At 66.8% G+C, this 26,601-nt stretch carries 25 protein-coding genes; 13 read left to right on the forward strand and 12 right to left on the reverse strand.

Features of this window, described 5'->3' with window-relative positions; all coding sequences use genetic code 11:
- Positions 1-313 precede the first annotated feature (313 nt).
- Positions 314-652 carry a DUF1493 family protein gene (locus tag HWX31_RS25730; protein WP_174965745.1) on the forward strand — a complete coding sequence of 113 codons (339 nt, stop codon included), beginning with the start codon at positions 314-316 and terminating at the stop codon, positions 650-652.
- 230 nt (positions 653-882) lie between these two features.
- Here the strand turns inward: HWX31_RS25730 and HWX31_RS25735 are convergent, their stop codons facing one another.
- The 3 genes from HWX31_RS25735 to HWX31_RS25745 all read right to left on the reverse strand — a co-directional run bounded on the left by HWX31_RS25735 (position 883) and on the right by HWX31_RS25745 (position 2,982).
- Positions 883-1,269 carry a DUF6232 family protein gene (locus HWX31_RS25735; protein ID WP_059998720.1) on the reverse strand — a complete coding sequence of 129 codons (387 nt, stop codon included), beginning with the start codon at positions 1,267-1,269 and terminating at the stop codon, positions 883-885.
- 89 nt (positions 1,270-1,358) lie between these two features.
- Positions 1,359-1,619, reverse strand: a complete 261-nt coding sequence (locus HWX31_RS25740) for a DUF2866 domain-containing protein (RefSeq protein WP_010090100.1) — start codon at positions 1,617-1,619, stop codon at positions 1,359-1,361.
- Positions 1,620-1,824: 205 nt separating this feature from the next.
- A complete protein-coding gene (locus HWX31_RS25745) occupies positions 1,825-2,982 on the reverse strand; it encodes a porin (RefSeq protein WP_174965746.1) in 1,158 nt (385 codons plus the stop codon).
- A gap of 317 nt (positions 2,983-3,299) precedes the next feature.
- Between HWX31_RS25745 and HWX31_RS25750 the strand changes: the two genes are divergently transcribed.
- Complete coding sequence (locus HWX31_RS25750; RefSeq protein ID WP_174965747.1) at positions 3,300-4,109, forward strand: MetQ/NlpA family ABC transporter substrate-binding protein; 810 nt, start codon at positions 3,300-3,302, stop codon at positions 4,107-4,109.
- A 94-nt stretch (positions 4,110-4,203) separates the two neighbouring features.
- Here the strand turns inward: HWX31_RS25750 and HWX31_RS25755 are convergent, their stop codons facing one another.
- From HWX31_RS25755 to HWX31_RS25770, 4 genes are all read right to left on the reverse strand, one after another.
- Positions 4,204-5,319: a succinylglutamate desuccinylase/aspartoacylase family protein gene (locus HWX31_RS25755; protein ID WP_042584887.1), complete on the reverse strand. Its 1,116-nt coding sequence runs from the start codon at positions 5,317-5,319 to the stop codon at positions 4,204-4,206.
- A 262-nt stretch (positions 5,320-5,581) separates the two neighbouring features.
- The gene (locus tag HWX31_RS25760) at positions 5,582-6,364 is read right to left on the reverse strand and encodes an ABC transporter substrate-binding protein (protein ID WP_174965748.1); all 783 of its coding nucleotides are present in this window, start codon (positions 6,362-6,364) and stop codon (positions 5,582-5,584) included.
- 224 nt (positions 6,365-6,588) lie between these two features.
- A complete protein-coding gene (locus HWX31_RS25765; protein ID WP_174965749.1) occupies positions 6,589-7,509 on the reverse strand; it encodes a LysR family transcriptional regulator in 921 nt (306 codons plus the stop codon).
- 85 nt (positions 7,510-7,594) lie between these two features.
- The gene (locus HWX31_RS25770) at positions 7,595-8,554 is read right to left on the reverse strand and encodes a GlxA family transcriptional regulator (protein ID WP_059711340.1); all 960 of its coding nucleotides are present in this window, start codon (positions 8,552-8,554) and stop codon (positions 7,595-7,597) included.
- A gap of 115 nt (positions 8,555-8,669) precedes the next feature.
- Here HWX31_RS25770 and HWX31_RS25775 point away from each other — a divergent pair, with 115 nt between their 5' ends.
- The gene (locus HWX31_RS25775) at positions 8,670-8,978 is read left to right on the forward strand and encodes a DUF3817 domain-containing protein (protein WP_059618764.1); all 309 of its coding nucleotides are present in this window, start codon (positions 8,670-8,672) and stop codon (positions 8,976-8,978) included.
- Entirely contained in the window at positions 8,975-9,376 is a 402-nt protein-coding gene (locus HWX31_RS25780) for a CopD family protein (RefSeq protein ID WP_059756053.1), read from the forward strand. The genes HWX31_RS25775 and HWX31_RS25780 overlap by 4 nt, the downstream gene beginning before the upstream one ends.
- A gap of 18 nt (positions 9,377-9,394) precedes the next feature.
- Here HWX31_RS25780 and HWX31_RS25785 read toward each other — a convergent pair whose 3' ends face one another.
- Both HWX31_RS25785 and HWX31_RS25790 read right to left on the reverse strand, forming a co-directional pair.
- A complete protein-coding gene (locus HWX31_RS25785) occupies positions 9,395-9,988 on the reverse strand; it encodes a hypothetical protein (protein ID WP_174965750.1) in 594 nt (197 codons plus the stop codon).
- Between the two features lie 66 nt (positions 9,989-10,054).
- Positions 10,055-10,501, reverse strand: a complete 447-nt coding sequence (locus tag HWX31_RS25790) for a MarR family winged helix-turn-helix transcriptional regulator (protein ID WP_174965751.1) — start codon at positions 10,499-10,501, stop codon at positions 10,055-10,057.
- Between the two features lie 82 nt (positions 10,502-10,583).
- Here HWX31_RS25790 and HWX31_RS25795 point away from each other — a divergent pair, with 82 nt between their 5' ends.
- The 5 genes from HWX31_RS25795 (at position 10,584) to HWX31_RS25815 (ending at position 15,880) form a co-directional block, all read left to right on the forward strand.
- Positions 10,584-10,949 (forward strand): hypothetical protein, encoded by a 366-nt coding sequence (locus tag HWX31_RS25795; RefSeq protein ID WP_059930717.1) that lies wholly within the window; start codon positions 10,584-10,586, stop codon positions 10,947-10,949.
- Positions 10,950-10,992: 43 nt separating this feature from the next.
- Positions 10,993-11,610 (forward strand): glutathione S-transferase family protein, encoded by a 618-nt coding sequence (locus tag HWX31_RS25800; RefSeq protein ID WP_059610490.1) that lies wholly within the window; start codon positions 10,993-10,995, stop codon positions 11,608-11,610.
- A gap of 113 nt (positions 11,611-11,723) precedes the next feature.
- Positions 11,724-13,142 carry a DUF6138 family protein gene (locus HWX31_RS25805; RefSeq protein ID WP_174965752.1) on the forward strand — a complete coding sequence of 473 codons (1,419 nt, stop codon included), beginning with the start codon at positions 11,724-11,726 and terminating at the stop codon, positions 13,140-13,142.
- Between the two features lie 162 nt (positions 13,143-13,304).
- On the forward strand, positions 13,305-14,492 hold the full coding sequence (locus HWX31_RS25810; protein ID WP_174965753.1) for a M20 aminoacylase family protein: 1,188 nt from the start codon (positions 13,305-13,307) through the stop codon (positions 14,490-14,492).
- 53 nt (positions 14,493-14,545) lie between these two features.
- On the forward strand, positions 14,546-15,880 hold the full coding sequence (locus tag HWX31_RS25815) for an MFS transporter (protein WP_059775662.1): 1,335 nt from the start codon (positions 14,546-14,548) through the stop codon (positions 15,878-15,880).
- Positions 15,881-15,919: 39 nt separating this feature from the next.
- On the opposite strand, the gene HWX31_RS25820 is transcribed toward HWX31_RS25815, so the two are convergent.
- Positions 15,920-16,708 (reverse strand): IclR family transcriptional regulator, encoded by a 789-nt coding sequence (locus HWX31_RS25820; RefSeq protein WP_174965754.1) that lies wholly within the window; start codon positions 16,706-16,708, stop codon positions 15,920-15,922.
- A gap of 215 nt (positions 16,709-16,923) precedes the next feature.
- Here HWX31_RS25820 and pcaF point away from each other — a divergent pair, with 215 nt between their 5' ends.
- The 3 genes from pcaF (at position 16,924) to HWX31_RS25835 (ending at position 22,004) form a co-directional block, all read left to right on the forward strand.
- Positions 16,924-18,126: a 3-oxoadipyl-CoA thiolase gene (gene pcaF / locus HWX31_RS25825; RefSeq protein ID WP_174965755.1), complete on the forward strand. Its 1,203-nt coding sequence runs from the start codon at positions 16,924-16,926 to the stop codon at positions 18,124-18,126.
- A 393-nt stretch (positions 18,127-18,519) separates the two neighbouring features.
- Complete coding sequence (locus tag HWX31_RS25830) at positions 18,520-20,064, forward strand: methyl-accepting chemotaxis protein (RefSeq protein WP_174965756.1); 1,545 nt, start codon at positions 18,520-18,522, stop codon at positions 20,062-20,064.
- Between the two features lie 395 nt (positions 20,065-20,459).
- Positions 20,460-22,004, forward strand: a complete 1,545-nt coding sequence (locus HWX31_RS25835; RefSeq protein ID WP_174965757.1) for a methyl-accepting chemotaxis protein — start codon at positions 20,460-20,462, stop codon at positions 22,002-22,004.
- Positions 22,005-22,102: 98 nt separating this feature from the next.
- Here the strand turns inward: HWX31_RS25835 and gabD are convergent, their stop codons facing one another.
- Together gabD and HWX31_RS25845 are read right to left on the reverse strand one after the other, a co-directional pair.
- Positions 22,103-23,572, reverse strand: coding sequence for an NADP-dependent succinate-semialdehyde dehydrogenase (gabD, locus tag HWX31_RS25840; RefSeq protein ID WP_059610428.1), 1,470 nt, complete (start codon positions 23,570-23,572; stop codon positions 22,103-22,105).
- 76 nt (positions 23,573-23,648) lie between these two features.
- The gene (locus HWX31_RS25845) at positions 23,649-24,932 is read right to left on the reverse strand and encodes a 4-aminobutyrate--2-oxoglutarate transaminase (RefSeq protein WP_088500640.1); all 1,284 of its coding nucleotides are present in this window, start codon (positions 24,930-24,932) and stop codon (positions 23,649-23,651) included.
- A gap of 129 nt (positions 24,933-25,061) precedes the next feature.
- Here HWX31_RS25845 and pdxR point away from each other — a divergent pair, with 129 nt between their 5' ends.
- Positions 25,062-26,573, forward strand: coding sequence for a MocR-like pyridoxine biosynthesis transcription factor PdxR (gene pdxR / locus HWX31_RS25850; RefSeq protein ID WP_175933981.1), 1,512 nt, complete (start codon positions 25,062-25,064; stop codon positions 26,571-26,573).
- Positions 26,574-26,601 lie beyond the last annotated feature (28 nt).

The raw sequence follows: 26,601 nt of genomic DNA on the forward strand, positions 1-26,601 counted from the left end.
GCGGACTCCCTTGGTCGATGCGGCGCCGGGCGCCGGTCTTTCCATACTAGGCGGTCGGCGCGCGAGCGTGGCGGTGCGGCGACAGAATTGATGTGACCAGCTTTCCTGTAAAAATCAGGGGTTCAATAGAGTTGTTGAGTGTGTTTCAGACGGGATTTCACATTCGTTAACAATGCATATAATTGTGGAATTCACATCGATCTTGCGTTGTCAGGGCTTTTTGGTTTTATTGTTATTGACGCTGCATCTATCACGTAATGCATCGGTCTGGAGTCAATTACAATGGCCAGGTTAAACCGGAGGATCGCCTTTAATGGATGCTCGTCTAATAGAAATGGTGAGGGATGAGGCGGACTCACCGTTGTGGGGAGAGCTTGAAATCACCCCGGAGACGGATCTCTGCATCGATCTGGAAATTTCTGATAGAGCCATGTTGAGGCTGATGAAGAAGTTCTCGGAATTTTTTGATGTTGATATTAGTGATTTCGATATAAATTATTATTACCCGTCAAGAAATTTAAAATTTGGTAGATTTGTTTTGGAAGCATTGAAGTCGCCATTCAGTGCCAGTGCCGGAAATAAAGTGCTGGAACGCCCTCTCACAGTTGGGATGATGGAAGTTGCAATTAAAACTGGTCGGTGGGAAGTGTAATGGATCCATGCGCATGACATGGCTCTATGCTTCCGTGACTGAACGGAACGAATGCGCAACAATGCTTGGAAATATTGGCGAGAAGCCGTCGATTGGTCCGCTCGCGATGGCGGCGTGAGCGTTTGATAATCGATTCGGGTGCCATAAAGAAGAAACCCCGTTAAATCAATGATTTACGGGGTTTTGTGCCATATGGCGGCGGAGAGGAAGGGGAAAGCGGCCGGAAGCACTCAGCCGGCGGTGGCGGCCCCCGCCTGCGCGTCGCGCACGACCTGCGCGACCTGCTCGACGAACCCGGCGTCGATGCTCGACAGCGCTTCACGCTTGCCGTCGGGCATCTCGACGATGAGGCGGTACGTGACGTCCTGCGTCGTCCACGCCAGATAGCCGACGACCACCAGCATCACGCCGACGACGAGCGCGGCGTTCGATCCGTAAAGGCCGCCCGCGACAGCCGACACCGCGCCGATCAGCGAGATCAGCGACGGCACGAGTTTGTTTTTCGGGATCTTGACGACATCGACGCGACGAATGTCACGCAAGGGAAAGACCTGCCCGGCGGCCGACAGGCCGTTGCGCGTGACCGTCACGCCCCGTTCGTTGAAAGCGTTTTCCATCATGTGTGGCGTGGACGAAAACGCGCAGCGTAGCAGACTTCAATGCCGCGTCAAACGGGGCCGAGTGCCGCACACGAGGCGGCAGCGCGTCAGAACTGCAGCCGGCCGTCGCCGTAGAGCCGTCCCGGCACGTGCGACGCGACCACTTCGGCGATCTCCGCGTCGGTCGATTCGGCCGGCACGACCTGGCGCCGCGCAGGCGCGTCGAGATGCATCGTCCATTCGACGAGCCGGTACGGGCGCCCCCACGGGCGCTGCATCTCGACCGACACGCGGCAACTCTGGACGGGCAGCGAGTGCTCGCGCGTCAGAATCGCATGCAGATGGCTGAAAACGGTATCTTCGATCATCGTGGCCTCCGATCCTGTCTCGTAGTGGCCGACAGCCGCGCCGCCGGAATCAAAAAAAAAGCCGCCGATGCTCAGGCGGCCAACAGGGGGGGTGACTGCATCGTCTCAGCCCAGAATTAAGCGAAACTTAAAAGCCCATAAAAAAGCGCCCCGCCTGGGAGGCGGGGCGCTTTTGCCGTCGTGATCCGCGTGTTAAGCGAACGCTTTAGAACTTGTGACGGATGCCGAGGCGAACGGCGAGTTGGTTCTGCGCGTTGCCCGACGTGTTGAAGTAGCTCGTGCTCGAACCGATCTGCGCCGGGACGTTGTTGCCCGATGCTTGCTGGTACACGACGAGGCCGTACACGTCCGTACGCTTGCTGAGCGCGTAGTCGAGCGCGAGGTCGCCCTGGTTCCAGTGAGCCGACTGGCCCGGCAGCGTCGCATTGGTGTACGTGTAGCCCGCCGCTGCCGACAGGGCCGGCGTGATTGCGTACTTCACGCCGGCTTCATACGCGTTGTAGAAGCTGCCCGAGCCGGAGACCGGCGTGAACTGCGTGCGCGTCCAGAGCAGCCATGCGGTCGCCGGGCCCCAGATGTAGCGGCCGCCGACGCCATACGAGCGCAGGTCGCGGATGGTGCCCGTGGAGATGCCCGCGATCGTCGTCGAGTAGTTCGACGTCCCCGCCGGCGTCAGCGACTGGCCCGGGAAGCGGATGTCCGTGTACGCGGCGCCGAGCGAGAACGGGCCGTTAGCGTAGTTCAGGCCGAAGCTGTACGCACGCGACGAGCCGCCCGTGGCCGGGGTGCCCGTGCCCGCCGAGCCGGCGAAGTCCGTCGAATTCGAGAAGCCGTACAACGCGCCGAACGTGAAGCCGGCGTAGTTCGCGCTCTGGAACTTCACCGCGTTGTTGATGCGGCTCGACGTGAGCTGGTCAACGTCGTTCACGTGGTACGCATAGTTGCCCGCGACCGTGTTGCCGCCCGTCGAGTAATTCGCGCCGAGGATGTCGGTCGAGAACGAGTACTGACGGCCGAACGTCACCGTGCCGTACTGGGCCGTGCTCAGGCCGACATACGCCTGACGGCCGAAGATCGCGCCGCCCTGGCCGAGCGCGCCGGTGCCGCTGTTGAACCCGTTTTCGAGCACGAAGATCGCCTTCAGGCCGCCACCGAGGTCTTCGGTGCCGCGCAGGCCCCAACGGCTGCCCTGGGCAACGCCGTCGTCGTACTTGAACAGGCGGTCATTGCCGGTTGCCGTCTTCGAATGGTTTGCGAAGCTGATACCAGCGTCGATCAAGCCGTACAGCGTGACGCTGCTTTGTGCGTGGGCCGCGCTGGCCGTGGCTGCCAGGACGGCAGCGGTCAACAGTTTCTTGTTCAAAGGAATCTCCGAGCGAGTAAGGCGAGTAATTTGCGTGTCCAGTTGCGGTTCCGGCGCTCTACAGGCGCGTTTGCGGACCGGCGGCAACTTTAACGGCGGGCGGCGTAATGAATGTGACAGTTTCTGTCATATGAAGAATGTGTGGTGCCGATGCGACACCAAAATCATGCCCGGTTGCGATCGCAGCGGTTATGCCGATTTCGGCTGACGTTCCACCCGGATCGGGAATATGCACATGAAATAAGCTTGGTTGGTGCCGGTCTGGCCCCGTGCGACGATGCGCGCTCTTACAACGACACGCGACAGAGGACACCAACATGCGACGCTCGAACTGGTTGACCGGCCTTGCCGCGCTCGGCGCGGCCCTGATGTTCGCGGCGCCCGGCGCGCATGCCGATTCGCAGGCGCTGAAGATCGGCACGATGAGCGGTCCCGACGCGGACATCTGGGCCGTGGTGACGAAAGTGGCCGCGCGCGACGGCCTCGCGATCAAGGTCATTGAATTCAACGACTACGTGCAGCCGAACGCCGCGCTCGACGCCGGCGATCTCGAAGCGAACGGCTTCCAGCACCAGCCGTTCCTCGACAGCCAGATCAAGCAGCGCGGCTACAAGATCGTCAGCGTCGGCCTGACCTATACGATGCCGATGGCCTTCTATTCGAAAAAGATCAAGTCGATCAAGGATTTGCCGGTGGGTGCGAAGGTCGGCATCCAGAACGACCCGTCGAACGGCAACCGCGCGCTGCTGCTGCTGCAGAAGTACGGCGTGATCAAGCTGAAGCCGGGCGCCGGCACGAACGGCGTGAACGCGACGCCGCTCGACGTCGCCGAGAATCCGAAGAAGATCAAGCTCGTCGAGCTCGACGCCGCGCAGCTGCCGCGCGCGCTGCCCGACCTCGACGCCGCGTCGATCAATACCGATTACGCGGTGAAGGCCGGGCTCACGCCGGTGAAGGACGCGATCGCGATCGAGGACCTGAAAGGCCCGTACGCGAACCTGATCGCGGTGCGCGCGCAGGACCGGGACAAGCCGTGGGTGAAGAAGCTCGTCGCCGCCTACGAGTCGAACGACGTGCGCCAGTTCATCGAGACGAAGTTCGGCGGCGCGATCGTGCCGGCGTTCTGACGCAAACGGCCGACGCACGCAACGTGGCCGCCCCGTGAAAACGACATCGCCCGCGCAAGCGGGCGATGTCGTTTGAAGCAGACGGTCCGGGCGATCAGGCCGACAGCAGCGAGCCCGTGCGGATCGGCGTCGCGCCGGCGATGCGGGCGACTTCCATGCCGGCCGTCGCGAAGCGCACCACCTGGCGCGCGTACAGCACGCCCGACACGCTGCTCTTGAGCGTAACGACGCGATCGGTCAGCGGATCGACGATGTCGGCCACTTCCTGCCCCACCTCGATCCACGCGCCGACCGGCGTGCGGAACACGATCACGCCCGACACCGGCGCGACGAGCGGATCGGTGCCCGCGAGCGGCGTCGCCGGATACGCGAGCGGCGGCAGCGGCGCGGGCGTGCCTTCGATCACGCCGCGCGCGGTCAGGTATTCGACGATCGCCTGCGCGTCCTTTTCCGCGAATTCATACGATACGTCGCGTTCGCTGCGCAGCTCGACGGTGACCGAGATCGCGCCGTTCGGGATCGGGAAGCGGTCGCCGAAGCGCTCGCGCAGGTCCGACCAGCAGAAGCTGTGGATCTCGTCGAACGGATTGCCGACCGAGTTCAGCGCGAGCAGCGACGCCTGCGCGTCGAGATAGCGCGCGAGCGGCTCGACGTCTTCCCACAGGTCCGGGTTCGTATACAGGTGCATCACCGCGTCGTTGTCGCAATGCAGGTCGAGCACGATGTCGGCGTCGTACGACAGCTTCTGCAGCGCGAGGCGCTGCGATTCGAGCTCGGTGCGCGGCGCCTGCTCGTCGAGCGCCTCGCGCATCGCCGCGCGCACGGCCGCGACGTTGCGCGCCCCGTCCTTCGTCAGGCGCGCTTCGACGCGCGGCAGCACGAGCGCCGCGAGGTCGTAGAAATTGCGGTTGAAGTTCTGCATCGAACCGAGCTCGAAGCGGCCGAGGTGATCGCCGAACACATGCTGCGCGAGGCCGATCGGGTTCGGCACCGGCACGATGACGATTTCGCCGCGCAGCTTGCCGGCCGTCTCGAGCGCGGCGATCTTGCGGCGCAGCAGCGCGGCGACCAGCATGCCGGGCAGCTCGTCGGCGTGCAGCGACGACTGGATGTAGATCTTCGTGCCGCCGCGCGGGCCGTAGTGGAAGCTCGTGATGTGGCGCTCGGTGCCGACGGCGGGAGAAATCAGCGGATGGGTCTGCGTTTGCATGATGAGAAGAGTGCGGCGCAGCCGCGAATGATCCGGTGTGCGGGGAAGATCGATTGTACGTTGCCTTTCGCGAACCCATCAAACCGCTTCCGATGCGCCGGTTTTTCCGTTGTGAATCATCCGTTTAACGCGGAAAAAAACGTATATCCCGCCACCGGCGGCGGCATGTTTCGCGCGGTTCGTTGCGCGCGCGCATAAAAAAACGGGCTCCTCGCGGAGCCCGTCTGCATGCGCGAAACCGCGCCGGCTTGGGTTGCTTGCGTTACTTGCCGTAGACGTCGAAGTCGAAGTACTTCTTCGCGATCTTGTCGTACGTGCCGTCCTTGCGCATGTCGCCGATCGCCTTGTCGATCTTCGCCTTCAGGTCGCCGTCTTCCTTGCGCAGGCCGATGCCCGCGCCGTTGCCGAGCGTCTTCGGATCGTCGAGATCCGTGCCGACGAACTGGAAGTCCTTGCCGCGCGGGGTCTTCAGGAAGCCGATGTCGGCCTGCACCGCGTCCTGCAGCGCGCCGTCGAGGCGGCCGGCGATCAGGTCCGCATAGACCTGGTCCTGGTTCTGGTACGGCACGACCGTCGCGCCGGCCGGCGCCCAGTAGGTCTTCGCGTACGTTTCCTGGATCGTGCCCTGCTCGACGCCGATGCGGTGGCCCTTCACCGACTTCACGTCGGGCAGCAGCGAGGAGCCCTTCTTCGCGACGAGGCGCGTCGGCGTGTTGAACAGCTTCGCCGAGAACGCGATCTGCTCCTCGCGCGCCGGCGTCATCGACATCGACGACAGCACGCCGTCGAACTTGCGCGCCTTCAGCGCCGGGATCATGCCGTCGAAATCATTCTCGATCCACACGCACTTCGCCTTCATGCGCGCGCAGATTTCGTTGCCGAGATCCACGTCGAAGCCGACCACCTTGCCGTCCGGGCCTTTCGATTCGAAAGGCGGGTAGCTTGCGTCGACGCCGAAACGCACGGTGGTCCACTCCTTCGCGTATGCGCTGCCGGCCGATACGGCAAGCAGGGCAACCGTCACAGCCGCAAGAATTTTTTTCACTCGGTGACTCCTCGTTTTGTTCGATGGGTGCGCGGTTGTGCCGCGCCGTAAGCCTTCGGCCCGCCGCGGCTTCGCGTCGGACTGTCAGTTTCGCCCGCCCGATAAGAGCGCACGACGTGCGCAGATTATCAAGACAAAATACCGGTGGTGCGCTTAGTACATGCCCTTAGCGCCTGTTCACGCTGATGACCGGCCTGCGCGACCGTGTCGGAGAGAGGAACGATTCAGCCCAGCGTTTCGTTGACGGCGCGCTGCAGGCACGTGACGAACTGGGTGACGGCCGGCGTCGGCAGCAGGTCGCGCCGCGCGATGATCGACAGGTCGAAGCGCGGCAGGCGTTCCTCGAGCTCGGCCGTGCGGATGCCGAGCGGCGCGACCATCGCCGCGAGCGGGCGCGTGAAGCAGCCGATCACGTCCGAGCGCGCGACGAGCCCGAGCGTCACCGCGAACGACATCGGCGAGTGCAGCAGGCGCTGCGGCGGCGGCAGGCCGTGCGCGCCGAACATCGTGATCATCACGCTGTGCGGGAACTCGTCGGGGCCGACCGTGACGATCCATTCCGCGTCGACCAGCTCGGCGAGCCGACGCGCGCCGGCGAGCGGATGGCCTTCGCGCATCGCGACCACGAACTCGGTCGAGAACAGCGGCCATTGCGTGAAATCGCGGTCCAGCGTCGGGACATGGTGCATCGCAGCGATGTCGAGCGTGCCGTTGCGCAGTTGCGCGAGCGCTTCCGGCACCGTCACTTCCTCGAGATGCAGGTTCACGCGCGGCATCGCGCGGCGGAACGCCGTGACCGCGTGCGGCAGCGCGGTCAGCGCGATCGACGGCATCGTGCCGACCGCGACGCGCCCCGCCATTTCTCCCTTTACCTGCTCGACGGCCTCGACGGTGCGGCGCATGTCGCCGAGCAGCTGCTCGGCGCGCGGCAGCAGCGCATGGCCGCACGCGGTCAGCTCGACGCCGCGCACGGTGCGCACCAGCAGCTCCGCGTTGAGCGCCGTTTCGAGCTCGCGGATCGTGTGCGTGATCGCGGGCTGCGTGACGCCGAGCTCGCGCGCGGCGGCGCGCAGGCTGCGGTGATGCGCGGCGCAGACGAAGGCCTGGAGCTGCGCGATGTTCAGGGGGCTGCGGATGCGGGTCATGGGGCGGGTCCGGAAATTCTGGAACGCCCGCGCGTGATGTCGGGCGGGATGTCTATTCTGCCGGGCGCGTGCGGCCGCCGGATCTTCATGACGCGCTTGCGCCGTCTGCACTGGCCCGGAACGCGTGGCGATACCGCTGCGGCGACGTGCCGACGATGCGGGCGAACCGCTCGCGAAACGCGGTGACCGAACCGAACCCGGCCTCCGTCGCGACATGCTCGATCGACAGTTCCGTGACTTCCAGCAACTGCTGCGCATGCCTGACGCGCGCGGTCTGCAGCCATTGCCGCGGCGACGTGCCCGTCTGCTCGTGAAAACGCCGCGTCAGCGTGCGCACGCTCATCGACGCCTTGCGGGCCATCGCATCGAGCGTGAGCGGCTTGCGCAGGTTCGCCTGCAGCCAGTCCAGCAGATTTTGCAGCCCGTCGGCGCCGGCCGGCCATTCCGGGGCGATGAACTGCGCCTGTCCGCCTTCCCGGACACGCGGCGCCACCGCGTAGCGCGCGGCGTCGACGGCGACCGCGGCGCCGTAGTCGGCCTGGATCATGTGCAGGCAGAGATCGAGGCCCGCCGCCGCGCCGGCCGACGTCAGAATTTGCCCGTTGTCGACGAACAGCACGTTCGGGTCGACCGTCACGCGCGGATAGCGGCGCGCGAGTTCGCCGGCCGCCAGCCAGTGCGTCGTCGCGCGCAGGCCGTCGAGCAGCCCCGCTTCCGCCAGCACGAACGCGCCGCTGCAGATCGACGCGATCCGGCAACCGCGCGCGGCCGCCGCGCGCAACGCCGCGATCACGCGGCGCGAGGTGGGCGCGAGCGGCACGGACGTGCCGGGGACGATGATCGTATCGGCATCGGCGAGGGCGTCGAGACGAAACGCGGGCCGCAGCTCGAACAGGTCGCCGGCGACGCGCGGCTGCTCGCTGCAGACGCGCACGCGGTACGCTTGCTCGACGTTGGGCGAGCGCACGCGTGCGAACGTGTCGCACGCAATGCCCAGATCGAACGGGACGACGTCGGGCAGCGCAAGAACGGCGACGGTGTGCATGACGATGGGGTGAGGGAGGCCGTGGCCGGAATCCGTTGAAAGATGTCATTTTAGCCAATGGATCGCGCCCGCTCCACACGCGACAATCGCGTCGAACCCTCAAGGAGCCCTGCTCATGAAACAAGACGACCGCAATGCGTTGCGGAACCTGCAATACCTGTCGTTGCTGGAGGCGACCACGCTCGTTGCGCTGGTTTGCATCGCCGTGCCGCTCAAGCATCTCGCCGGCTATCCCGTCGCGGTGTCGATCATGGGACCGATTCACGGCATCGCGTTCGCGATGTACGTGTGGGCGGTCGTCGGCACCGCGTCGAGCGGGCTGTGGAGCAAAGGCGAGGTCGCACGGCTCGTGCTGTCGGCCGTCGTGCCGTTCGCGGGGCTGGCGAGCGCCGGATGGATCGCACGCAGGAGGGCTTCGCAATGACCTACCTGTTGCTCAAGGCGGTTCACGTTCTCGCCGTCGTCACGTTCGTCGGCGGGCTGCTGACGCTGTCCGTCGGCGTGCGTATCGCCAATCTGGCCGTACATCGCGCGGTGCGGCGCTGGGATCGCGCGGTGACGGCGCCGGCGCTCGCGATCGTGTGGATCACCGGAATCGCGATCGCGCTCTCCGGACACTGGTTCGGCGATGCGTGGCTGTCGGCGAAGCTCGTCGTCGTCACCGCGCTGTCGGCCTTGCACGGCATCCTCGCCGGCACGCTGCGGCGCATGGAGCGCGACGATCTCGTCGTCGCGCCGGCGCAATGGCTCGGGCAGGCCGGCGCAGCCGTCGTCGTCGCGACGGGAATCGTCGTCGGGCTGGTCGTGATCAAGCCGTTCTGACGCGCGCGGCCGCGCTCGCTAGGCGAGCGCCGTTTCGACGGCGGCCAGCATGCGGCGGCGGATCCAGCCGCTCGCCAGCCGGATCGCCAGCCAGTAGGGCGTGAACAGCAGTCTCGTGCGCGTCGTGGGGCAATGCACGAAAGTTTCGGTGCGCAGCGCGTATGCGCCGTGAGCGCACTCGATCACCTCGAAACGCAGCACGAGCTTCGCATCGCGCGGGTCGGCGTGGCGCATGAAGCCGTCGGCGCCGTCGATGGTCCGCACGTCGAGAGCCGGGCGCCAGAATTGCCCGACGAGGCCGAGCGTCAGCGAGCGATCGTCGCGTTGCAGCGGCGTGAACGTGTCCAAGCCGAAGCGGGCGCGTGCGCGGCGCGCCGATGCGTTGCGCATTGCACCGATGATGGTCGACGGGAATTCGCGCACGGTCAGCAGCGCGTCGACGATCGGGTCGGTGCGCATGTCCAGCGACGTGACGGTGTCGATGATGCGGCGCGCGTCCGCGGCGATCGGTCGCGACTGGTGGATTTCATGGAAACCGAACGATGGAATGAACGGTGGCCGGCGATCGGAAGTCCGGCTCGCCGATTCGGCAATGATCCCTAGCGCATTCATCGCGACTCCGCAGCGTAAAGCCCGATCGTAGCATCGGTTGCAATCTCGCCGTTTGGGCGGCACGCGCTACGAGAGCGCCCGCAACTGGTCGCGCAGCCGATCCACCTCGTCCGGGGAAAACGGCTGCTCGATTTCGGCGTGCGTCCGTTGCCACACGGGGAACGCCTTGGCCAGCAGGCGATGGCCGGCCGGCGTCAGGCTGAGCAGGCGGCTGCGCTTGTCGTCGGGGTCCGGCTCGATGGCGACGAGGTCGCGGCGCTCGAGCGGCTTGAGCGCGGCCGTCAGCGTCGTGCGATCCATCGCCAGCAGCGACGCCACGTCCTTCATCGCGGGTGGATGGGGCCGATTGAGCGACATCAGCAGCGAAAACTGCCCGTTCGTGAGATCGAGCGGGCGCAGCGCCTCGTCGAAGATGCGCGCAAGGTTTCGCGCCGCCCGCTGCATGTGCAGACACAGGCAGCAGTCGCGCACCATCAGCGTCGTTTCGAAGGGGAGCTTGGCTGTACGGGACATGTTGCAATTGTGTTGATATCAACCTATTGTGTCAAGGGCGGGGAGCGGCATCCCGTTGCTCCTTTCATCGGACGGAGGCGTCATGAGCGATCAACAGTTGTTTCTCGCGGTTTTCCTCGCCGGCAAGGACAGCCCGCGCATGAAGGCGTGGCAGGCGATGACGGAGCAGGAGCGGCATGCCAGGGAGCGGGAAGGCATCGCGGCCTGGAAGGCGTGGGTCGAAAGGCACCAGGCGTCGATCGTCGAGCTCGGCGGGCCGCTCGGCAAGACCAAGACGATCGGCGAACGCGGCATCGCCGATACGGCCAACGCGCTGACGGCCTTTACGGTCGTGCGCGCCGCTTCGCACGAAGACGCGGCCAGGATGTTCGAAAGCCATCCGCATTTCACGATCTTCCCGGGCGAGACGATCGACGTGATGCCGGTCCTGCCGATTCCCGCCGCATGAACGTCGCCGGCGGGAGATTTCCCCGACACTTTGGAGATTCGCCATGAAACTCTACGGATTCGCCGGAACCCGTTCGCAACGCGCGCTATGGGGGCTCAAGGAACTCGATGCGGATTTCGAATTCATCTCGGTCAACCTGCTCGAGGGCGAGCACAAGCGGCCCGAATTCCTGCGCCTCAATCCCGCGGGCAAGGTCCCCGTGCTGGTGGACGGCGACCTCGTGATTCCCGAATCGGCGGCAATCGTGCTGTATCTCGCGGACAAGTACCCGCAGAAGGCGCTGCTGCCGGTCGATCTCGCCGCGCGGGCGCAGGCCTATCGCTGGGTCATGTTCGCGGTCACCGAGCTCGAACAGCCGCTGTGGAGAATCACCCGGCACACGATGCTCTATCCGCCGGACAAGCGCCTGCCGGCCGATATCGCGCTGGCAAGGGAGGATTTCGTGAACATGGCGGCGATCCTCGACAGGCATCTCGACGGACGTGCGTTCATCGTCGGCGACACGCTGACGGTTGCCGACTGCGTGACGGCCTATCTGATCGACTGGGCCAACGAATTCAAGCTGATCGACGCGTTTCCGCAATTGCAGGCGTATCTCGAACGCCTGTATGCGCGGCCCAATGCACCGCAGCGCATCGCGGACGCGCGTCGGGCGGCGTGACGAAGCGGGCCGGCCGCCGGGGAGGGAGGCGATCCTGCGACGAGCGCGTCTCTCGTCGGCGCTTGCGTTGCGCAGATTGACAGCTTGCCCGCCCCGGCGCTTGCCGTCATAGTGTGGCGCTCACATCCTGGGCCGGAACCACGAATATGGCGCTTGACTACCTGATTTACGAAGACTCGGTCCGTCGCCCCGAGACGAAACCGGTGTTCGAGGCAGTCATCGCGCAGATCAACGAAGGCACTGCGCGCGTGCGCGCGCTGAGCCGGGGCGAAGGCTTCCAGGCCGGCGGGCAGCGCGTGCTCGGCACGGCAGTGCTGGAGTTCTTCCTTGCCCGCCAGAATGCCGACGGCTTCGACGCCGACGCGGCGCAGGCGTTTGCGGACAAGATGCGCCGTCTGCTCGGCTGGACGGGGATCAGCTACTCGCTGAAGACGTTCTGGTTCGAGGCGACCGTGCGTGACCCGTTCTTCCACGACGTGCCGCATGAAGATCCCGATTCGGCATGGTTGGTCCCGCCGCAATGGGTGCTGAAACCGGACGTCGACCCGGTGCAGGTGAACCCGGAATGGTTGCGGTTCGCGTGCTGGATCGCGATCGGCTACATGAAGTACGGCATGAGCTTCGACTCGATCAACGCGAACGCAATCCTCGATCACGTGAGCGCGCTCGGCTCGGATCTGCCCGCGCGATTGAAGCAGCACGGCTCCGGTCAGCTTCCGGCGGAGGTCGTCCGGTACAAGGACGCCGAGGTGTCCTGCGTGGCCAACGACGCCTTCGCCACCGTCAGGATTGCGTTGAAGGCCGACTCCGAGCACAACTACCGCGCAGTCCTGACGTGGCTGTGCCGGCTGCTGGAGGCGGACTTCCCGCGCTCCTACGAAATCGAGTTTCGAAGCCCGGCCAAGCATTACCTGCCCGTCAAAGGGCTGCCGAAAAAGGGCGTTCATCAACTGTTTGCCAACGCAACCGGTTATCCGGGATTGCGGCCGTTCATCGCGCAATACGCGCGGCTGGCCATGCGCGAGCATGAGTGGTACACGAACATCGACGAAGCGGACCCGGCGATGCCCGGCACGTTCGCCGTGTTCGCCCTCGCGCTGGCCGACGACCAGCATGTGCCGCTCGCGCTGGACTATCTGCGCGTCTGCGATGGGGAGCACCAGTCGATTCATGCCAGGTTCGTCCATGCGTACATCGCCGCCCACGGCTTCACGCCGAACGCCGTCGCGCTGCTGGTCGCTTGCGCCGGCAACATCCAGCATCTCGAACCGATGAAGGCTTACGCGGCGTCCATTGCCAACCGGGACAGCCTCACGGCGCTCGCGAACGCCCGCGGCGAGACGGCGGGGCGGGAGCTTTCGGGCATTGCCCGGTTGACGGCCAACCTCGACGGCGGCGGCCGCGCTCATGACCACGTGTGGAAGGCGGTCGTCCATGCGATCTGGGGGGACGCCGCGAGCACGCATCCCGAGAAGCTCGTCGCCAACGCGCCGGACGAGCTCAAGGCGCTGTATGAGGCGGTGCTGGGCTGATCGCGCGTACGGGGGCTCGCCCGGGATAACCCTGATTAAAAAACCTTATCACGGTGAAAAATTCCGCATCTTATTGAACGGGATTTGGCTCGATATAGTGGCTCGCCTTCATCGCCCCCATCGACGCGGGCGCCACACAGGAACACGAGCCGGAGCCCGTACATGACCGCCCCCCGCTTTACCGAAATCGACGATCTGCTGCCTGCCGCCGACGGCCTGCGCGAGATCCGCCATCACATTCACCGCCATCCCGAACTCGCGTACGAGGAAGTCGAAACCGCCGGGCTCGTCGCCGACAGGCTCGCGCAATGGGGCTGGCAGGTCACGCGCGGCGTCGGCAGGACCGGCGTGGTCGGCACGCTGCGCGTCGGCGACGGCGCGCGCAGCATCGGCATCCGCGCGGACATGGATGCGCTGCCGATCGTCGAGGCGACGGGCCTGCCGTACGCCAGCGCGACGCACGGCAAGATGCACGCGTGCGGGCACGACGGCCACACGGCGATGCTGCTCGGCGCCGCGCAGCATCTCGCGAAGACGCGCAACTTCTCCGGCACCGTGCACCTGTATTTCCAGCCGGCCGAGGAGCACGGCGTCGACAGCGGTGCGAAGAAGATGATCGACGACGGCCTGTTCGAGCGCTTCCCGTGCGACGCGGTGTTCGGCATGCACAACCATCCGGGCGCGGCGCCCGGCGTGTTCCTGACGCGGCGCGGCCCGTTCATGTCGGCGGGCGACAAGGCGATCATCTCGATCGACGGCGTCGGCGGGCACGCGGCGCGGCCGCACCTGACGGTCGATCCGGTCGTCGTCGCCGCGAGCATCGTGATGGCGCTGCAGACGATCGTCGCGCGCAACGTCGATCCCGCGCAGCCCGCCGTGGTCACGGTCGGCTCGATGCACGCGGGCACCGCGAACAACGTGATTCCTCACGGCGCGCGGCTCGAGCTGAGCGTGCGCTCGTTCAGCCCCGACGTGCGCGCGCTGCTCAAGCGCCGCATCGTCGAGCTCGCCGAGTCGCAGGCCGCGAGCTACGGCGCGATCGCGCACGTCGAGTACATCGAAGGCTATCCGGTCGTCGTCAATTCGGATGCCGAAACCGATTTCGCCGCGCAGGTCGCGCGCGAGCTGGTCGGCGACGCGAACGTCGTCGAGCAGGCCGACCTGCTGATGGGCAGCGAGGATTTCGCGTTCATGCTGCAGCGGCGCCCCGGTTCGTTCGTGCGCCTCGGCAACGGCGCGGGCGAGGACGGCTGCATGGTGCACAACCCGAAATACGACTTCAACGATCGCAACCTGCCGATCGGCGCGGCGTTCTGGACGCGCCTCGTGGAGCGTTATCTGGGCCGCTGACACCGGCAGCGCGCGGCCGGCGGTTCCGGCCGATTCGATCGGAGACCTGAACGATGCAGCAAGATCCTCTCGCATTGCCTGCCGCCGCGCCCGCCGCCGTCGCGGCCGACGCCCGCCCCGATTCCCCTGCGGTCACCCGGCGCGGCGCGATCGCGGCGGCCGTGATCGGCAACTGGCTCGAATTCTTCGATTTCACCGTGTATGGCTTCTTCGCGGTGCTGATCGGCAAGCTGTATTTCCCGTCGGGCGATCCGACGACGTCGCTGCTGCTGTCGGTCGCGACGTTCGCGGCGGGCTTCTTCACGCGGCCGCTCGGCAGCATCGTGCTCGGCGTCTACGCGGACCGCAACGGCCGCAAGGCCGCGCTGAACCTGACGATCACGCTGATGGCGCTCGGCACCGGCCTGATCGCGATCGCGCCGACCTATGCGCAGATCGGCGTGGCGGCGCCGCTGATCGTCGTCTGCGCGCGGCTGATGCAGGGCTTCTCGCAAGGCGGCGAGTTCGGCGCGGCGACCTCGACGCTGCTCGAACAGGGCGGCGTATCGCGGCGCGGCTTGCGCGCGAGCTGGCAGCTCGCGACGCAGGGCGGCGCGGCGCTGATGGGCTCGGGCTTCGCGGCGCTGCTGTCGAACACGCTGACGAAGGACGCGCTCGAAGGCTGGGGCTGGCGGATTCCGTTCTTCGTGGGCGTGCTGATCGCGCCGGTCGGCATGATCCTGCGCCGGCGCCTCGCCGACGATGCGCCCGGCGACAGTCACCACGGCATCGACGGCGGCGTGCTGCGCGAGCTGTTCACGAAGCATGCGCGCACGGTGCTGCTGCTGGCGCTGACGGTGATGGGCGGCACGGTGTCGACCTACATCCTGACCTTCTATATGCCGACCTATGCGATCCACACACTCGGTCTGCCGATGAAGCTGTCGATGTTCGTCGGCGTCGCGTCGGGATGCGTGATGCTGCTGACGTGCCCGCTGTTCGGCTGGCTGTCGGACCGGATCGGCAGCCGGCGCCTGCCGATCTTCGTCGGGCGCGGCGTGCTCGTCGTGCTGCTGTTTCCGGCGTTCTGGCTGATGAACCGCCATCCGTCGCTGTCGGTCATCATGCCGCTGACCGCGCTGATGCTGCTGTTCTATTCGATGGGTTCCGCATCGGAGTTCGCGCTGATGTGCGAATCCTTTCCGCGCCGCGTGCGCGCGACCGGGATCTCGATCGCGTATGCGCTCGCGGTGACGATCTTCGGCGGCACGTCGCAGCTCGTCGCGACGTGGCTCGTGCAGACGACCGGCAGCAAGCTCGCGCCGGCGGGCTACGTCGCGGTGTGCGTGCTGGTGTCGCTGGCGGCGGTGTCGATGCTGCGGGAGACGGCGGGGGAAGGGGGCGACTGACGGCGCAACGGCGCGTCCGATTTGCCGGTTGCCGCCCCGTCACCCCCGCCGCGCAACCAGCTCCGACACCGTCTGCGCCGCCTGCTGCAACGGCCCGAGAAACTCCTTCACCATCTGCTTCGCGGTATGTCGCTGCGCGTTGCCGCTCACGTTCATCGCCGCGATGATCTGCCCGCGCCGGTTGCGGATCGGCGCCGAGATCGACAGCAGCCCCACTTCCAGTTCCTGGTCGACGATCGCCCAGCCCTGCTGGCGCACGAGCGCAATCGCGGCCTTCAGTTCGCCGAGTTCCGTGACCGTGCGCGCCGTGTGCGCGCGGATGCCGCTCTGCGCGAGCGTGGCGTCGAGCGTCGCGTCGTCGAGCGCGGACAGCAGCACGCGGCCCATCGACGTGCAGTACGCGGGCAGCCGGCTGCCGATCGACAGGTTGATCGTCATGATCTTGTGCGTCGGCACGCGCAGCACGTAGACGATCTCGGTGCGGTCGAGCACGGCCGCCGAGCAGCTCTCGTGGATCTGCGCGGACAACTGCTCCATCACCGGTTCCGCCAGATTCCAGAACGGCATCGACGTCAGGTACGCGAAGCCGAGCTCGAGAATCTTCGGCGTGAGCCGGAACAGCCGGCCGTCCGCATCGACGTAGCCGAGCGTCTGCAGCGTGAGCAGGATCCGGCGCGCGCCGGCGCGCGTCAGGCCGGTGGCCGACGCGACCTCGGTGAGCGTCTGTTCGGGACGATTCGCGTCGAACGCGCGGATCACCGCGAGCCCGCGCGCGAACGACTGGACGTAGGAGTCGCCGGGTTTGGCCTGGATGTCTTCGGTAGTCATGACCTGTCGGAATATCGTGCAGCCGAGAAGATAGCGCATGGGGCCTGACACGCCAACCGCGCGGCCGCCGCCGGCGCTTGACAGGCCGTCCCCGCACTCCCTATGATGCATCGAACGTTCGATACACGATCTTATGTTCGTATATAGAACATTTAAGCGCATCCCGGCGGGCAATGCAATGGGGGCGCCCATATCATTTCCTCCCGGAGACACTGATGACCGAAGCTTTCCTGTGTGATGCGATCCGCACGCCGATCGGGCGTTACGGCGGCGCGCTGTCCGGCGTGCGCGCCGACGATCTGGGCGCGGTGCCGCTCAAGGCGCTCGTCGAACGCAACCGCGACGTCGACTGGTCCGCGATCGACGACGTAATCTACGGCTGCGCGAACCAGGCGGGCGAGGACAACCGCAACGTCGCGCGCATGTCGCTGCTGCTCGCGGGCCTGCCGCAGGTCGTGCCGGGCTCGACGATCAACCGCCTGTGCGGCTCCGGGATGGACGCGGTCGGCTCCGCCGCGCGCGCGATCAAGTCCGGTGAGGCCGGGTTGATGATCGCGGGCGGCGTCGAAAGCATGACCCGCGCGCCGTTCGTGATGGGCAAGTCGGCGAGCGCGTTCGCGCGCCAGGCCGACATCTTCGACACGACGATCGGCTGGCGCTTCGTCAATCCGCTGATGAAACAGCTGCACGGCGTCGATTCGATGCCGGAAACCGCCGAAAACGTCGCGACCGACTACCAGATCAGCCGCGCCGACCAGGACCTGTTCGCGCTGCGCAGCCAGCAGAAGGCCGCGCGCGCGCAGCAGGACGGCACGCTGGCGGAAGAGATCGTCGCGGTGACGATCCCGCAGAAAAAGGGCGACCCGCTCGTCGTATCGCGCGACGAGCATCCGCGCGAGACGTCGCTGGAGACGCTGGCGAAGCTCAAGGGCGTCGTGCGCCCGGACGGCACCGTCACGGCCGGCAACGCGTCGGGCGTCAACGACGGCGCAGCGGCGCTGCTGCTCGCGAACGAGGAGAACGCGAAGCGCTTCGGCCTGACGCCGCGCGCCCGCGTGCTCGGCTTCGCGACGGCGGGCGTCGCGCCGCGCGTGATGGGCATCGGCCCGGCGCCGGCCACGCAGAAGCTGCTCGCGCGGCTCGGCATGACGATCGACCAGTTCGACGTGATCGAGCTGAACGAGGCGTTCGCGTCGCAAGGACTCGCGGTGCTGCGCATGCTGGGCGTCGCGGACGACGATCCTCGCGTGAACCCGAACGGCGGCGCGATCGCGCTCGGCCACCCGCTCGGCGCATCCGGCGCGCGTCTCGTGACGACCGCGATGTACCAGCTGCATCGCACGAAGGGCCGCTATGCGCTGTGCACGATGTGCATCGGCGTCGGCCAGGGCATCGCGATCGCGATCGAACGCGTCTGACGCCAAGTGTGCGGCGTGGCCGCACACATTCCTTCCTTTCCGGTTGGCAACCGCCCGGCTCGCGCGCCTGTCGCGCGAAGCCGGGCGGTTTTGCTTTTGGGGCGGGCAACGCTGTGCCGAGGCGGCCGTCCGCGCAAGCGATGCGATTTCGTCCGATCAATCGATGCGTATGCGGTGACCCACGAATTTGCTTTCATCCATGAACGATCTGTTTGGTGAAGGTAAGAAGTTGCGGGGAATTTGCATGTTTTACCCTTAGACGGATCATGTTCCCGAAAAAGCTGCCGAAAGCGTAGGAGTCGATTCGGCGGCTTGCGGAATTCCGGGAGGCGCCGGTCGAAGTTCGTCAATCCTGAAGCGGGCGCAAGACCCGCTCATCGGAGCCCTACACCCATGCGCAACAACCAGCCCGTCACCCAACACGAATTCGAATTCCCCGATGACGCGACGCTGATGTCGACCACCGACGCGGACAGCATCATCACCTACGCGAACGCGGCCTTTATCCAGGTCAGCGGATTCTCCGGCGAGGAAATCGAAAGGCAGCCGCACAACCTCGTGCGGCACCCGGATATGCCGAAGGAGGCGTTCGCCGACATGTGGGCGACGCTCAAGGGCGGGGAGCCGTGGACCGCGCTCGTGAAGAACCGCCGCAAGAACGGCGATCACTACTGGGTGCGCGCGAACGCGGTGCCGGTGATGCGCAATGGCCAGCCGAAGGGCTACATGTCGGTGCGCACGAAGGCGACGCGAGACGAGATCGCGGCCGCCGAGGCGCTGTGTCGCGACTTTCGCGAAGGCAAGGCCGGCCATCGCCGCTTCTACAAGGGGCTGATCATCCGCACGGGCGTCGCGCGCGTCACGTCGCTGTTCCAGACGATGCCGGTGAGCTGGCGGCTGCAATTGCCGCTGCTCGGGCTCGCGCCGGCCATGATCGGCGCGGGCTGGGCGTGCGGGCTGACAGGGGCCGGCCTCGCGGCGTTCGCTGCCGCGGCGGCGGGCGCGGCCGTCGCCGCGGGCCTGTGGCTCGACTTGCAGATCGCCCGCCCGCTGAAGCAGGTGTGCGGCCAGGCGCTGCGCGTCGCGACGGGCGAAAGCCGCAGCGGCGCCGGGATGGATCGCGTCGACGAAATTGGCATGACGCTGCGCACGATCAACCAGCTCGGGCTGATGTTCCGTTGGCTGGTCGACGACGTCAGCGAGCAGGTGCTCAACGTGCAGCGCGCGACCAACGAAATCGCGCAGGGCAACAACGACCTGAGCGCGCGCACCGAGCAGGCCTCGACGAGCGTGCAGCAGACGGCCGCGTCGATGGCGCAGATGACGGCGACGGTGTCGAGCAACGCCGAAACGGCGCAGCAGGCGAACCAGTTGTCGGCCTCGGCCAGCGAGGCGGCCGAGCGGGGCGGCCAGGTGGTGTCCGAGGTGGTCACGACGATGAGCGACATCACCGAGAGTTCGCGCAAGATTGCCGACATCATCGGCGTGATCGACGGGATCGCGTTCCAGACCAACATCCTGGCGCTGAACGCGGCGGTCGAGGCGGCGCGGGCGGGCGATCAGGGGCGCGGTTTCGCGGTGGTCGCGGGCGAGGTGCGTTCGCTCGCGCAGCGCAGCGCGAACGCGGCGAAGGAAATCAAGACGTTGATCGGCGCGAGCGTCGAGCGGGTCGAGTCGGGCACGCGGCGCGTCGACGAGGCCGGCAAGACGATGGAGGACATCGTCGCGCAGGTGAAGCGCGTATCCGGCCTGATCGCGGAGATCAGCGCGTCGACGGGCGAACAGAGCACGGGCGTCGCGCAGGTGGACCAGGCGGTCGTGCATCTCGACAGCATCACGCAGCAGAACGCGGCGCTCGTCGAGCAGAGCACGGCGGCGTCGGAGAGCCTGAAGCAGCAGGCGACGCGGCTCGTCGAGGCGGTGAACGTGTTCAGGTGATGCGGGCGCGCCGCGCGTCGTCAAATTCCGAATTGCGGCGTCATGCCGATTCATCGCGCTTCATGCAGCGAAATATCCGCAAGTTCATCGCAATTCTTTTTTTGTTTTAAATCTCGAAATAATCGTATTGCTATTCAATTCGCTCGTGCCGCTCATCGCGAGTCGGCATGGGCGACTCGCCCGGCGCGGATTTGCTTTGTCGCAAACGATTTTGTTGACTTAAATCATTGCGCGAACTTTTTTGATATATTTTTTACACACGAGGGGTAATGTTTTAGAGGGGTTTGCCGAAATAGCAGAGGCATGATCATGCGCGAGCGGTGAAACCGGGCGCGAATGATCCAAGTCGTCAATCCTGAAACGGGCACAAGACCCGCCATTCGGAGCTCTGCTTGATGCGCAACAACCAGCCCGTTACCCAACACGAATTCGAATTCCCCGAAGATGCGACGCTGATGTCGACCACCGACGCCGACAGCATCATCACCTATGCGAATGCGACGTTCGTTCATATCAGCGGCTATTCCCGCGAGGAGATACAAGGCGAGCCGCACAACATCGTGCGGCACCCGGACATGCCGAAGGAGGCGTTCGCCGACATGTGGACGACGCTCAAGGGCGGCGAACCATGGACCGCGCTCGTCAAGAACCGCCGCAAGAACGGCGACCATTACTGGGTGCGCGCAAACGCGGTGCCGGTGATGCGCAACGGCCGCACGGAGGGCTACCTGTCGGTGCGCACGAAGGCGCCGCGCGACCAGATCGCGGGCGCCGAGGCGCTGTATCGCGCGTTTCGCGAAGGCAAGGCCGGCAAGCGGCGTTTCCACAAGGGGCTGGTCGTGCGCACCGGCCTGCTCGGTTTTACGTCGCTGTTCCGGACGATGTCGGTGCGCTGGCGCCTCCATTCGACGCTGCTCGCGCTTGCGCCGGTGGTCGTCGGGGCGGGCTGGGCGTGCGGTCTCGGCGGCGGCGGGCTCGCGGCGTTCGCCGCGGTGACGGCCGGCGCCGCCGTGGCGGCCGGCATGTGGCTCGATGCGCAGATCGCGCGCCCGCTGAAGCAGTTGCGCGACCAGGCGCTGAACGTCGCGACCGGCGATCGCCGCGGCGGCGCCGGCATGGACCGCGTCGACGAGATCGGCATGACGCTGCGCACGATCAACCAGCTCGGGCTGATGTTCCGCTGGCTGGTCGACGACGTCAGCGAGCAGGTGCTCAACGTGCAGCGCGCGAGCAACGAGATCGCGCAGGGCAACAACGACCTGAGCGCACGCACCGAGCAGGCCGCGTCGAGCGTGCAGCAGACGGCCGCGTCGATGGCGGAGATGACGGCGACCGTCGACAGCAACGCGCAGACCGCGCAGCAGGCGAACCAGTTGTCCGTCTCGGCCAGCGAGGCGGCGGAGCGCGGCGGACACGCGATGTCCGAGATCGTCGATACGATGAACGACATCACGGACAGCTCGCGCCGGATCTCGGACATCATCGGCGTGATCGACGGGATCGCGTTCCAGACCAACATCCTGGCGCTGAACGCGGCGGTCGAGGCGGCGCGCGCGGGCGATCAGGGGCGCGGTTTCGCGGTGGTCGCAGGCGAAGTGCGCTCGCTCGCGCAGCGCAGCGCGAACGCGGCGAAGGAGATCAAGACGCTGATCGAGAACAGCGTGGGGCGCATTTCATCGGGCGCGCAGCTGGTCGACGGCGCGGGGCGGACCATGGAGGACATCGTCGCGCAGGTGAAGCGGGTGTCGGACCTGATCGCGGAGATCAGCGCGTCGACCGCCGAGCAGAGCTCGGGCGTCACGCAGGTCGATCAGGCGGTCGTGCATCTCGACAGCATCACGCAGCAGAACGCGGCGCTCGTCGAGCAGAGCACGGCGGCGTCGGAGAGCCTGAAGCAGCAGGCGACGCGGCTCGTCGAGGCGGTGAACGCGTTCAGGTGACGCGGGCACGGAGGAGGAGAGGATGCCGGCCCGCGTCGGGCCGCCCGGTTCCGGCCGGGCGGCCAGGGCCTGTCACCGAAGCGGCAGGCCCCGAACCGTCACACGGCGAGACAGAGGTACTTGATCACGACGTAGTCGTCGATGCCGTAGTGCGAGCCTTCGCGGCCGAGGCCGGACTGCTTCACGCCGCCGAACGGCGCGACCTCGTTCGAGATCAGGCCGGTGTTGACGCCGACCATCCCGTATTCGAGCGCTTCGGCGACCTTCCACACGCGGCCGATGTCGCGGCTGTAGAAGTACGCGGCGAGGCCGAACTCGGTGTCGTTCGCGAGGCGGATCACTTCGTCGTCGCTGCCGAACTTGAACAGCGGCGCGAGCGGCCCGAACGTCTCTTCCTTCGCGACCTTCATCGCCGGCGTGACGCCCGTCAGCACGGTCGGCTCGAAGAAGCCGTGGCCGAGCGCGTGGCGCTTGCCGCCCGTGACGACGGTCGCGCCCTTCGCGAGCGCGTCCTCGATGTGCGCCTCTACCTTCAGCACCGCCGCTTCGTTGATCAGCGGGCCTTGCGTGACGCCCGGCTCGGTGCCGCGCCCGACCTTCAGCTGGCCGACCGCCGCCGCGAGCTTCTGCGCGAACTGGTCGTACACGGCTTCATGCACGTAGAAGCGGTTCGTGCACACGCAGGTCTGGCCGCTGTTGCGGTACTTCGACGCGATCGCGCCCTGCACGGCCGCGTCGAGGTCGGCGTCGTCGAACACGATGAACGGCGCGTTGCCGCCCAGCTCCAGCGACACCTTCTTGACCGTCGGCGCGCATTGCGCCATCAGCAGGCGGCCGACCGGCGTCGAGCCGGTGAACGACAGCTTGCGCACGACCGGGTTCGACGTCAGCTCGCCGCCGATCGCCTTCGGATCGCCCGTCACGACGCTGAACACGCCGGCCGGCACGCCCGCGCGCTCGGCCAGCACGGCCATCGCGAGCGCGGAAAACGGCGTCGCCTCGGCCGGCTTCACGACGATCGGGCAGCCTGCCGCGAGCGCGGGGCCGACCTTGCGGGTGATCATCGCCGCCGGGAAGTTCCACGGCGTGATCGCCGCGCACACGCCGACCGGCTCCTTCGTCACGACGATGCGCTTGTCGCTCGCCGGCGTCGGGATCGTGTCGCCGTACACGCGCTTGCCTTCTTCCGCGAACCATTCGAGGAACGACGCGGCATAGCCGATCTCGCCCTTCGCCTCGGCCAGCGACTTGCCTTGCTCGGTGGTCAGGATCAGCGCGAGGTCGTCGGCGTTTTCCATCATCAGGTCATGCCACTTGCGCAGGATCGCCGCGCGTTCCTTCGCGGTCTTCTTGCGCCATGCGGGCCATGCGGCGTTCGCGGCGTCGATCGCCTGGCGCGTCTCGGCCGCGCCCAGCACCGGCACGACGCCGACGAGGCCGCCCGTCGCCGGGTTGCGGACCTCGAACGTCTCGCCGTTCGCCGCGCCTTGCCATGCGCCGTTGACGTAAGCCTGCTGGCGGAACAGCGACGGGTCCTTCAGGGAAAGGGATTCCTGGACAGTGCTCATAGGGATTGCCTGCTTTGAAGATGAAACGGCCGCCGCCGTCGTGATGACGGCGGCGGCGCGATCGGTTGACTGGACCTCAGGCCGGCACGCCGACCGTTTCCTTCAGCACTTCCTCGAGGATCACGAGCGCTTCGTCGAACACGGCTTGCGGAATCGTCAGCGGGAACAGGAAGCGCACGACGTTCGAGTACACGCCGCACACGAGCAGCAGCAGGCCGCGTTCGAGCGCGCGCGCCTGCACGCGCTTCGTGAAGTCGGCGTCCGGCTCGCCGGTGCCCGGCTTCATGAACTCGACCGCGATCATCGCGCCCGGGCCGCGCACGTCGGCGATCTGCGGCACGTCGGCCTGCAGCGCGTTCAGCTTCGCCTTCAGCACGTCGCCGAGCTGCGTCGCGCGCTCGCACAGCTTCTCTTCGTCGATGATCTCGAGCACCGCGTGCGCCGATGCGACCGCGAGCGGGTTGCCCGCGTAGGTGCCGCCGAGGCCGCCGGGCGCGGCCGCGTCCATCACGTCCGCACGGCCGACGACGCCCGACAGCGGCATGCCGCCCGCGAGGCTCTTCGCCATCGTGATCAGGTCGGCCAGCACGTCGTAGTGCTGCATCGCGAACAGCTTGCCGGTGCGCGCGAAGCCGGTCTGCACTTCATCGGCGATCAGCAGGATGCCGTGCTCGTTGCAGATCTTGCGCAGCGCGCGCACGAATTCCGCCGGCGCCGGGTTGAAGCCGCCTTCGCCCTGGACCGGCTCGAAGATGATCGCGGCGACGCGCTTCGGATCGATGTCGGCCTTGAACAGCATCTCGATCGCCTTGATCGAGTCGGCGGTCGTCACGCCGTGCAGCGCGTTCGGGTACGGCGCGTGGAACACGTCGCCCGGGAACGGGCCGAAGTTCAGCTTGTACGGGGCGACCTTGCCGGTCAGCGCCATACCCATCATCGTGCGGCCGTGGAAGCCGCCCGAGAATGCGATCACGCCCGGACGCCCGGTCGCCGCGCGCGCGATCTTGATCGCGTTCTCGACGGCTTCGGCGCCGGTCGTGAAGAACGCGGTCTTCTTCGGGTAATCGCCCGGCGCGCGCGCGTTGATCTTTTCGGCCAGCTCGACGTACGACGCGTACGGGACGATCTGGTACGCGGTGTGCGTGAAGCTGTTCAGCTGGTCGGCGATCGCCTTGACGATCTTCGGATGGCGGTGGCCCGTGTTCAGCACCGCGATGCCGGCGGCGAAATCGATGAAACGGCGGCCTTCGACGTCCCACAGCTCCGCGTTCTCGGCGCGGGCTGCATAGAAATCGCACATCACGCCGACGCCGCGCGGGGTGGCGGCGTTCTTGCGGGCCTGCAGGTCGGCATTCTTCACGGTCATCTCCTTGATGTTTCGTATCCGGTGGGAAGGAATCGGGCGCGCTCCGGCAGCCCATGACGGCGACTATAATCAGATTTGGCTCTGGCAATCAGAGCCATTTCAATAAATAGTTAGGAGCCAATCATGCGGGCAAGCGTGTTGTCGGACTGGCTCGCGCAGCGTCTCGTGCGCGGCGGTGCGCAGCCGATCTACCGGCAGCTGCACCGGCTGCTGCAGCAGGCGATCCTGTCGCGGGAGCTGCCGGCCGGCACGCGCGTGCCGTCGTCGCGGCTGCTGGCGGCCGAGCTCGGGATCGCGCGCAACACGGTGACCCAGGTATACGAGCAGCTCGCGCTCGAAGGCTATGTGAGTTCGGCGACCGGCCGCGGCACGTTCGTCGCCGACAGCGCGCCGGACGAGCTCGTCGGCGTGCCGGCGGACGCCGCGGGCCTGACGCCGGCCCCGCGGGCCGCCGCGCGGCCGCTGTCCGCGCGCGGCGCGCGGCTCGTCGAGGGCGCGGGCGTGTCGAAGCGGCAGGGCGGCGCGTTCATGCCGGGCGTGCCCGATGTGTCGCGATTTCCGGCGCGCGTGTGGACGCGCCTGCACAACAAGTACTGGCGGAGATTGCGCCCCGATTTGCTGACCTACGCGCCGGGCGGCGGGCTCGCGCTGCTGCGCGAGGCGCTGGCCGACTATTTGCGCACGTCGCGCTCGGTGCGCTGCGCGCCGGAGCAGATCGTGATCACGACCGGCATCCACCAGTCGATCGATCTCGCGGTGCGGCTCCTGACCGACCCGGGCGACGTGATCTGGACCGAGGACCCGTGCTACTGGGGCGTGCGCAGCGTGCTCAACGTGTCGGGGCTGACGACGCGGCCGATTCCGGTCGACGACGAAGGAATCGCGCCGTCGGCCGCCGATCTCGCCGAGCCGCCGAAGCTGATGCTCGTCACGCCGTCGCACCAGTATCCGCTCGGGATGGTGATGAGCCTCGCGCGGCGCCGGATGCTGCTCGAATACGCGCGGCAGCATCGCTGCTGGATCATCGAGGACGACTACGACAGCGAATTCCGCTACGGCAGCCGGCCGCTCGCATCGCTGCAGGGGCTCGACACGGCGGGGCAGGTGATTTACGTCGGCAGTTTCGGCAAGACGCTGTTTCCGGGGCTGCGGGTCGGCTACCTCGTCGCGCCGGAGCCGCTCGCGGACAGCTTCGCGACGGCGAGCGCGGAGCTGTACCGGGAAGGGCAGCTGCTGCAGCAGGCGGTGCTCGCGGAGTTCATCGCGGAAGGGCACTTCGTGTCGCACATCCGCAAGATGCGCACGCTGTACGGGCAGCGCCGCGAGATGCTGCTCGACGCGGTCGCGCGCCGCTACGGCGACGCGCTGCCGGCGGCCGGCAGCGATGCCGGGCTGCACCTGGTGACGCGGCTGCCGGACGGCGTCGACGATCGCGCGGTCGCGCAGGCCGCGCTCGCGCGCAACATCGTCGTGCGGCCGCTGTCCGGGTATTACGCGGACCCGGCGCGCGCGGCGTCGGGGCTGCTGCTCGGCTACGCGTGCGTGCCGGAGGAGGAGATCGCGCCGGCGTTCGCGACGCTGGCTGAGGCGATCGACGAGCGGGCGTTCGGGCGGACGGAGGGCGCGGCCGCATGACGGCGGCGGGCCGCGCAGCCTCGGTCAA

The organism is Burkholderia ubonensis (assembly GCF_902833085.1).
In the GTDB taxonomy this organism is placed as follows: Bacteria; Pseudomonadota; Gammaproteobacteria; order Burkholderiales; family Burkholderiaceae; genus Burkholderia; species Burkholderia ubonensis.

Excerpts from the sequence above, each read along its gene's own strand:
- HWX31_RS25765 (WP_174965749.1), bottom strand. The coding sequence starts at position 7,509 with ATGACCCGCATCCGCAGCCCCCTGAACATCGCGCAGCTCCAGGCCTTC.
- HWX31_RS25740 (WP_010090100.1), bottom strand. The coding sequence starts at position 1,619 with ATGATCGAAGATACCGTTTTCAGCCATCTGCATGCGATTCTGACGCGC.
- HWX31_RS25835 (WP_174965757.1), top strand. The coding sequence starts at position 20,460 with ATGCGCAACAACCAGCCCGTTACCCAACACGAATTCGAATTCCCCGAA.
- HWX31_RS25800 (WP_059610490.1), top strand. The coding sequence starts at position 10,993 with ATGAAACTCTACGGATTCGCCGGAACCCGTTCGCAACGCGCGCTATGG.
- HWX31_RS25775 (WP_059618764.1), top strand. The coding sequence starts at position 8,670 with ATGAAACAAGACGACCGCAATGCGTTGCGGAACCTGCAATACCTGTCG.
- pcaF (WP_174965755.1), top strand. The coding sequence starts at position 16,924 with ATGACCGAAGCTTTCCTGTGTGATGCGATCCGCACGCCGATCGGGCGT.
- HWX31_RS25830 (WP_174965756.1), top strand. The coding sequence starts at position 18,520 with ATGCGCAACAACCAGCCCGTCACCCAACACGAATTCGAATTCCCCGAT.
- HWX31_RS25790 (WP_174965751.1), bottom strand. The coding sequence starts at position 10,501 with ATGTCCCGTACAGCCAAGCTCCCCTTCGAAACGACGCTGATGGTGCGC.
- HWX31_RS25780 (WP_059756053.1), top strand. The coding sequence starts at position 8,975 with ATGACCTACCTGTTGCTCAAGGCGGTTCACGTTCTCGCCGTCGTCACG.
- HWX31_RS25795 (WP_059930717.1), top strand. The coding sequence starts at position 10,584 with ATGAGCGATCAACAGTTGTTTCTCGCGGTTTTCCTCGCCGGCAAGGAC.
- HWX31_RS25820 (WP_174965754.1), bottom strand. The coding sequence starts at position 16,708 with ATGACTACCGAAGACATCCAGGCCAAACCCGGCGACTCCTACGTCCAG.
- gabD (WP_059610428.1), bottom strand. The coding sequence starts at position 23,572 with ATGAGCACTGTCCAGGAATCCCTTTCCCTGAAGGACCCGTCGCTGTTC.
- HWX31_RS25770 (WP_059711340.1), bottom strand. The coding sequence starts at position 8,554 with ATGCACACCGTCGCCGTTCTTGCGCTGCCCGACGTCGTCCCGTTCGAT.
- HWX31_RS25785 (WP_174965750.1), bottom strand. The coding sequence starts at position 9,988 with ATGAATGCGCTAGGGATCATTGCCGAATCGGCGAGCCGGACTTCCGAT.
- HWX31_RS25755 (WP_042584887.1), bottom strand. The coding sequence starts at position 5,319 with ATGCAAACGCAGACCCATCCGCTGATTTCTCCCGCCGTCGGCACCGAG.
- HWX31_RS25730 (WP_174965745.1), top strand. The coding sequence starts at position 314 with ATGGATGCTCGTCTAATAGAAATGGTGAGGGATGAGGCGGACTCACCG.
- HWX31_RS25815 (WP_059775662.1), top strand. The coding sequence starts at position 14,546 with ATGCAGCAAGATCCTCTCGCATTGCCTGCCGCCGCGCCCGCCGCCGTC.
- HWX31_RS25810 (WP_174965753.1), top strand. The coding sequence starts at position 13,305 with ATGACCGCCCCCCGCTTTACCGAAATCGACGATCTGCTGCCTGCCGCC.
- HWX31_RS25750 (WP_174965747.1), top strand. The coding sequence starts at position 3,300 with ATGCGACGCTCGAACTGGTTGACCGGCCTTGCCGCGCTCGGCGCGGCC.
- pdxR (WP_175933981.1), top strand. The coding sequence starts at position 25,062 with ATGCGGGCAAGCGTGTTGTCGGACTGGCTCGCGCAGCGTCTCGTGCGC.
- HWX31_RS25735 (WP_059998720.1), bottom strand. The coding sequence starts at position 1,269 with ATGGAAAACGCTTTCAACGAACGGGGCGTGACGGTCACGCGCAACGGC.